At 69.4% G+C, this 5,975-nt stretch carries 5 protein-coding genes and 1 pseudogene; 4 read left to right on the plus strand and 2 right to left on the minus strand.

Annotation, left to right across the window (positions count from 1 at the left end):
- Positions 1 to 330: 330 nt before the first annotated feature.
- The gene (locus VE172_RS04215; RefSeq protein ID WP_324797625.1) at positions 331 to 1,227 is read right to left on the minus strand and encodes a LysR family transcriptional regulator; all 897 of its coding nucleotides are present in this window, start codon (positions 1,225 to 1,227) and stop codon (positions 331 to 333) included.
- 83 nt (positions 1,228 to 1,310) lie between these two features.
- On the opposite strand from VE172_RS04215, the gene VE172_RS04220 reads away from it, so the two are divergent.
- The 4 genes from VE172_RS04220 (at position 1,311) to VE172_RS04235 (ending at position 5,743) form a co-directional block, all read left to right on the plus strand.
- Positions 1,311 to 2,012 (plus strand): succinate dehydrogenase cytochrome b subunit, encoded by a 702-nt coding sequence (locus tag VE172_RS04220; protein ID WP_324797628.1) that lies wholly within the window; start codon positions 1,311 to 1,313, stop codon positions 2,010 to 2,012.
- 1 nt (position 2,013) lies between these two features.
- Positions 2,014 to 3,954 (plus strand): fumarate reductase/succinate dehydrogenase flavoprotein subunit, encoded by a 1,941-nt coding sequence (locus VE172_RS04225; protein WP_324797631.1) that lies wholly within the window; start codon positions 2,014 to 2,016, stop codon positions 3,952 to 3,954.
- Positions 3,951 to 4,694, plus strand: coding sequence for a succinate dehydrogenase/fumarate reductase iron-sulfur subunit (locus VE172_RS04230; protein WP_324797633.1), 744 nt, complete (start codon positions 3,951 to 3,953; stop codon positions 4,692 to 4,694). Before VE172_RS04225 ends, VE172_RS04230 begins: the two co-directional genes overlap by 4 nt.
- 95 nt (positions 4,695 to 4,789) lie before the next feature.
- Positions 4,790 to 5,743, plus strand: a complete 954-nt coding sequence (locus VE172_RS04235) for an aldo/keto reductase (protein ID WP_324797636.1) — start codon at positions 4,790 to 4,792, stop codon at positions 5,741 to 5,743.
- A gap of 9 nt (positions 5,744 to 5,752) precedes the next feature.
- Here the strand turns inward: VE172_RS04235 and VE172_RS04240 are convergent.
- A pseudogene (locus VE172_RS04240) lies at positions 5,753 to 5,975 on the minus strand (hypothetical protein); the annotation flags it as partial.

Below are 5,975 nucleotides of genomic sequence, written 5' to 3' on the forward strand. Positions count from 1 at the left end.
TCTCCTTAAGGCTCCCTCTCGCCGATCGAACCGTCGTGGGCCCGCGTGCCTGGGGTGGCAGGCATAGGAAGGGTGTGGGGCCGTCCGCCATGGCGGGCCCGTTGCTCGTGGTCGGCCCCCGTAGGACTTGCTCTCGTCGACCGAACCCTCGTGGACCGACTTGGCTGGGGTGGTGGGCATGCGACGGGTGCGGGATTCTCCGAGGCGGCGTCGCGGCATGTCGGTCGCGTGGCACTTGCTGTTGCCGCCAGGGGCTCGGGTCCGCCGAGGTTGGGGGACCTGGATTTACTGTCCACTCAGGCGGGGAACCGTGCACCTGATCGTGGGGTGTCAGTCGCTCGATTCGGCGCGGACGTGTTCGATGAGGACGCGGCGGAGTTCGCGGGCGGCGTTGGTGGGGGCGGCGTCGCGGCGGTGGGCCACGGCGATGGTGCGTTGCAGGCCAGGGGCCGCGAAGGGCGTGACGCGCAGGCCCGAGCGGTCGGCGACCATGCGGGGGACCACGGCCGCGCCTAGGCCCGCGCGCACGAAGCCCAGGACGGCGTCCATCTCGCCGCCCTGGACCACGAAGGAGGGTTCGAAGCCCGCGACGCGGCAGGCGGCGAGGGTGAACTCGCGCAGGTCGTAGCCCTCGCGGAACATCACCATCGGCTGTTCGCGCAGGTCGCCGATGGTGATGTGGCGGCGTTTGACGGGGGCGGGGCGTTCGGGGTCCGACACCACCACGAGCTGTTCGCGCAGCAGTTCGGTGGAGGCCAGGGCGGGGACCAGGCCGCTGCGGGGGGTGATGATGAGGGCCAGGTCGAGTTCGCCGCCCGACAGGGTGCGCACCAGGTTGTGGGAGCCGTCCTCGGTGATGCGCAGGTCGATGCCGGGGTAGCGGTCGTGGTAGGCACGCAGCACATCGGGGACGATGCTGGCGCACAGGCTCGGGGTGGCGCCGATGCGGACCCGACCGCGGCGCAGGTTCATGGCCTCGGCGACCTCGCGGCGGGCGGTCTCGGCGTCGGCGAGGATGCGGCGGGCGACGGGGAGCAGGGCGGCGCCCGCGTCGGTGAGGGTGAGATTGCCGCGGGCGCGGTGCACCAGGTCGGCGCCGAGCTCCTTTTCCAGGGCTCGGATCTGGTGGGACAGTGAGGGCTGGGCGATGTGGAGCCGCTCGGCGGCACGGGTGAAATGTCGGGTGTTGACGAGCGTCACAAAGTAACGGAGCTGGGACAGTTGCACGCTCCCATCATAGGCTCCACCTATCGAAACCACAGTGATCATATCTTGGACGTCTGCTACGCGGCCTCCTAACCTGTGTATTCATGGCCCTGGAGATTCGCGCGGGACGCCCGTCCGCGCTGAGCACGCTGTGGCGTTCCACCATCGGCAAGAAGGTGGCGATGGCCACCACGGGCGTGATCATGATCGGTTTCGTCGTGTTCCACATGGCGGGCAACCTCAAGGTGTTCACGGGCGCCGCGCACTTCAACGCCTACTCACACTGGCTGCGCACCATCGGCGAACCCGCGCTGCCGCACGAGGGCTTCCTGTGGATCATGCGGGTGGTGCTGGTGGCCTCGGTGGTCGTGCACATCGTCGCCGCGGAGCGACTGACCCACCGCGCCCTCCACCAGCGCCCGAGGAAGCACTCCAAGAAGTCGCTCCTGGGTCGCAACTACGTCGCCTTCACGATGCGCTCGGGCGGCGTCATCCTGGCGCTGTTCGTGGTCTGGCACATCCTCGACCTCACGGCCCTCGTCGTCAACGCCCGAGGTCAAAGTGGACACCCGTATCAGAACCTGGTGGCCGGCTTCAGCCTCTGGTACCCCAACGTCATCTACCTGGTGGCGATGCTCGCGTTGGGATTCCATCTGTGGCACGGGATCTGGAGCGCCGCGACGACCCTGGGCGTCAGGTCCCGCCGTCATCGCGCCGTCAAGCTGCTGGCCGCCGCACTGTCCATCGTGGTGACCGTGGGCTTCGCCGCGGTACCCGTCGCCGTCATGACTGGAATGGTGAGCTGACATGACGTCCTATATCGACTACACGATCGGCGCCCCGATCGCCGACGACAAGGCCCCCGACGGGCCGGTCTCCGAACGCTGGAACCGCCGCCGCTTCGAGGCCAAGCTGGTCAACCCCGCCAACCGTCGAAAGAAGACGATCATCGTGGTGGGCACGGGACTGGCGGGCGGCTCCGCGGGGGCCACCCTGGCCGAGCAGGGCTACCGCGTGGTGCAGTTCTGCTACCAGGACTCCCCGCGCCGCGCCCACTCCATCGCCGCGCAGGGCGGCATCAACGCCGCCAAGAACTACCGCAACGACGGCGACAGCGTGTACCGCCTGTTCTACGACACCGTCAAGGGCGGCGACTTCCGCTCGCGAGAGTCCAATGTGCACCGATTGGCCGAGGTCTCGGTGGAGATCATCGACCAGTGCGTCGCCCAGGGCGTGCCCTTCGCCCGCGAATACGGCGGACTGCTGGACACCCGATCCTTTGGCGGCGTTCAGGTCTCGCGCACCTTCTACGCCCGCGGCCAGACGGGACAGCAGCTGCTTCTGGGCGCCTACCAGGCGCTGTCGCGCCAGATCGCCGCCGGCAACGTCGAGATGCACCCGCGCACCGAGATGCTGGACCTCCTTGTCATCGACGGCCGCGCCCGCGGCATTGTCGCCCGCGACCTGATCACCGGGGAGATCACCGTCCACATCGGCGACGCCGTGGTGCTGGCCTCGGGCGGCTACGGCAACGTCTTCCACCTGTCCACCAACGCCAAGAACTCCAACGCCACCGCGGTGTGGCGGGCGCACCGCCGCGGCGCCTACTTCGGCAACCCGTGCTTCACCCAGATCCACCCGACGTGCATCCCGCGCTCGGGGGACCACCAGTCGAAGCTGACCCTGATGAGCGAGTCGCTGCGCAACGACGGCCGCATCTGGGTGCCCAAGGCCAAGGGCGACAGCCGTGGCCCCAACGAGATCCCCGAGGACGAGCGCGACTACTACCTCGAGCGGATCTACCCCGCCTTCGGCAACCTGGTGCCGCGCGACATCGCCTCGCGCGCCGCCAAGAACGTCTGCGACGACGGTCGCGGCGTCGGACCCGGGGGCCAGGGCGTCTACCTGGACTTCGCCGACGCGATCAAGCGCATGGGGCGCGACGCGGTGTCCGAGAAGTACGGCAACCTCTTCGAGATGTACCAGCGCATCACCGCCGAGGACCCGTACGAGGTGCCGATGCGCATCTACCCGGCGATTCACTACACCATGGGCGGGCTGTGGGTCGACTACGACCTGCAGACCACGATCCCCGGGCTGTTCGCCATCGGCGAGGCCAACTTCTCCGACCACGGCGCCAACCGCCTGGGCGCCAGCGCCCTGATGCAGGGCCTGGGCGACGGCTACTTCGTGCTGCCGTCCACGATCAACGACTACCTGGCCCGCAACCCGCACACCGATGTGGACGAAGCCCACCCCGAGATCACCGCGGCGGTGGACGGGGTGACCGCGCGGCTGAAACGCCTGGTGGACAACGACGGCGACCGCACCCCCGACTCCTTCCACCGCGAGCTCGGCGAACTGCTGTGGGAGTACTGCGGCATGTCCCGCAACGAGGCGGGGCTGCGCAAGGCGCTGGCACGGATCCCGCGGCTGCGCGAGGAGTTCTGGCGCCGCGTCAAGGTCCCGGGAACCGGCGCCGAGTTCAACCAGTCGCTGGAGAAGGCCAACCGGGTCTGTGACTATCTCGAGCTGGCCGAGCTGATGTGCCTGGACGCCCTGCACCGCGCGGAGTCCTGCGGCGGCCACTTCCGCGAGGAGTCGCAGACCGCCGAGGGCGAGGCCGCGCGCGTCGACGACGCGTTCGGCTACGTCGCGGCCTGGGAGTACACGAACGGCGCCCCCGTGCTGCACAAGGAAGAGCTCGTCTTCGACTACGTCCACCCGACCCAGCGGAGCTACGCGTGAGACTCACACTTCAGATCTGGCGTCAGCCCGGCCCCGACGAGGCCGGTGCCATGAGGACCTACGACGTGGACGACATCAGCCCCGACATGTCCTTTCTGGAGATGCTCGACGTCCTCAACGAGCGGCTGATCGTCGACGGCGACGAGCCGGTGGCCTTCGACCACGACTGCCGGGAGGGAATCTGCGGCGCCTGCGGCATGGTCATCGACGGCACCCCGCACGGCCCGCTGCGCACCACCACCTGCCAGCTCCACATGCGGGAGTTCTCCGACGGCGACACCATCGTCATCGAACCCTGGCGCTCCAAGGCCTTCGGCGTCGTCAAGGACCTGGTGGTCGACCGCGGTGCCTTCGACCGGATCATCGGCTCGGGCGGCTACATCACCGCCCCGACGGGTGCCGCGCCCGACGCGCACGCCACGCCGGTGTCCAAGGAGTCCGCCGAGACGGCCTTCGACAACGCCGAGTGCATCGGCTGCGGCGCCTGCGTGGCGGCCTGCCCCAACGGCTCGGCCATGCTGTTCACCTCCGCCAAGGTCAACCACCTGAACGTGTTGCCGCAGGGCGCCCCGGAGCGGGAGAAGCGGGTGCTGAACATGGTCTCCACCATGGACGACGAGGGCTTCGGCGGCTGCACCCTGACCGGCGAGTGTGCCACCGTGTGCCCCAAGGGGATCTCGCTGGACTCGATCGCCGGGCTGAACCGGGAGTTCATGCGCGCCTTGCGAAAGCGCCCCTGACAGTGGCGAAGGTCACGGTGCGGCGGAGGTGACCTCGAGTCGACTCGAAGATCTAGCGTCGGAACCACCGACCAACCACGACCAACGAGGACGACATGAAGAAGATCCAACTGGGTTCACTCGAGGTCTCGGCGCAGGGCCTGGGCTGCATGGGGATGAGCGAGCACTACGGCGCCGCCGACTGGGACGAGTCCATCGCCACCATCCACCACGCCCTCGACTCCGGGCTCACCTTCCTTGACACCGCGGACATCTACGGCTCCGGCCACAACGAGGTCCTGGTGGGCCGCGCCATCGCCGAGCGCCGCGACGAGGTGCAGCTGGCCACCAAGTTCGGCATCGATCGCGGCGCCGGCCGTGCCAGCCAGGAGATCCGCGGCGAGGCCGCCTACGTCAAGGCCGCCTGCGACCGCTCCCTGCTGCGGCTGGGCGTCGACGTCATCGACCTGTATTACCTCCACCGTCCGCCGCAGACCGCCGAGATCGAGGAGACGGTGGGCGCCATGGCCGAGCTGGTGGCCGAGGGCAAGGTCCGCCACATCGGACTGTCCGAGGTCGACAACGACCTGCTGCGCCGCGCCCACGCCGTGCACCCGATCACCGCCGTGCAAAGCGAGTACTCGCTGTGGACCCGCGACCTCGAGACCGAGGTCGGCGACGCCCTGCGGGAGCTCAACGTCGCGCTGGTGCCGTATTCCCCGCTGGGACGCGGCTTCCTCACCGGCACCGTCGATCCCACCACACTGGACGACAAGGACTTCCGCGGCTTCAACCCCCGTTTCACCGGCGACGCCTGGAACGCCAACCAGGCCATCGTGGACGCGGTGCGCGCCGTCGCCGAGTCCAAGGGCGTGGCCCCCGCGCAGGTCGCCCTGGCCTGGGTCTACGCGCAGACCGAGCGCCTCGGCGTCGCCATGGCGCCGATCCCGGGCACCAAGCGGATCAAGTGGCTCGACCAGAACATCGCGGCCATGGATATCACCCTGACCGCCGAGGAACTGGCCGTCCTCGACCCGCTCGGCGACCAGGTCGTGGGCGACCGGTACTAGCCGGGTCCGTCAACCGGCGGCGTCGGCGAGGTGCGGCCGCCGCTCCCGCTCCGCGGCCATGCCGCGGGCGCGGGACACGTCCCGCTGTACCGCGCGGGCCAGCGCCCGGCGGTCGGTGCCGGTGCGCGGGGGCAGCAGCTGCACATCGACGCGCAGCCCGGTCGTGCCGATCACCCGGCGCAGGCAGGCCAGCACCGTGTCCCCGCCGACGAAGGCCGCGACGGTGGACTCG

Origin of the sequence: Stackebrandtia sp., from assembly GCF_035643755.1 — a bacterium.
Lineage (GTDB): Bacteria > Actinomycetota > Actinomycetes > Mycobacteriales > Micromonosporaceae > Stackebrandtia.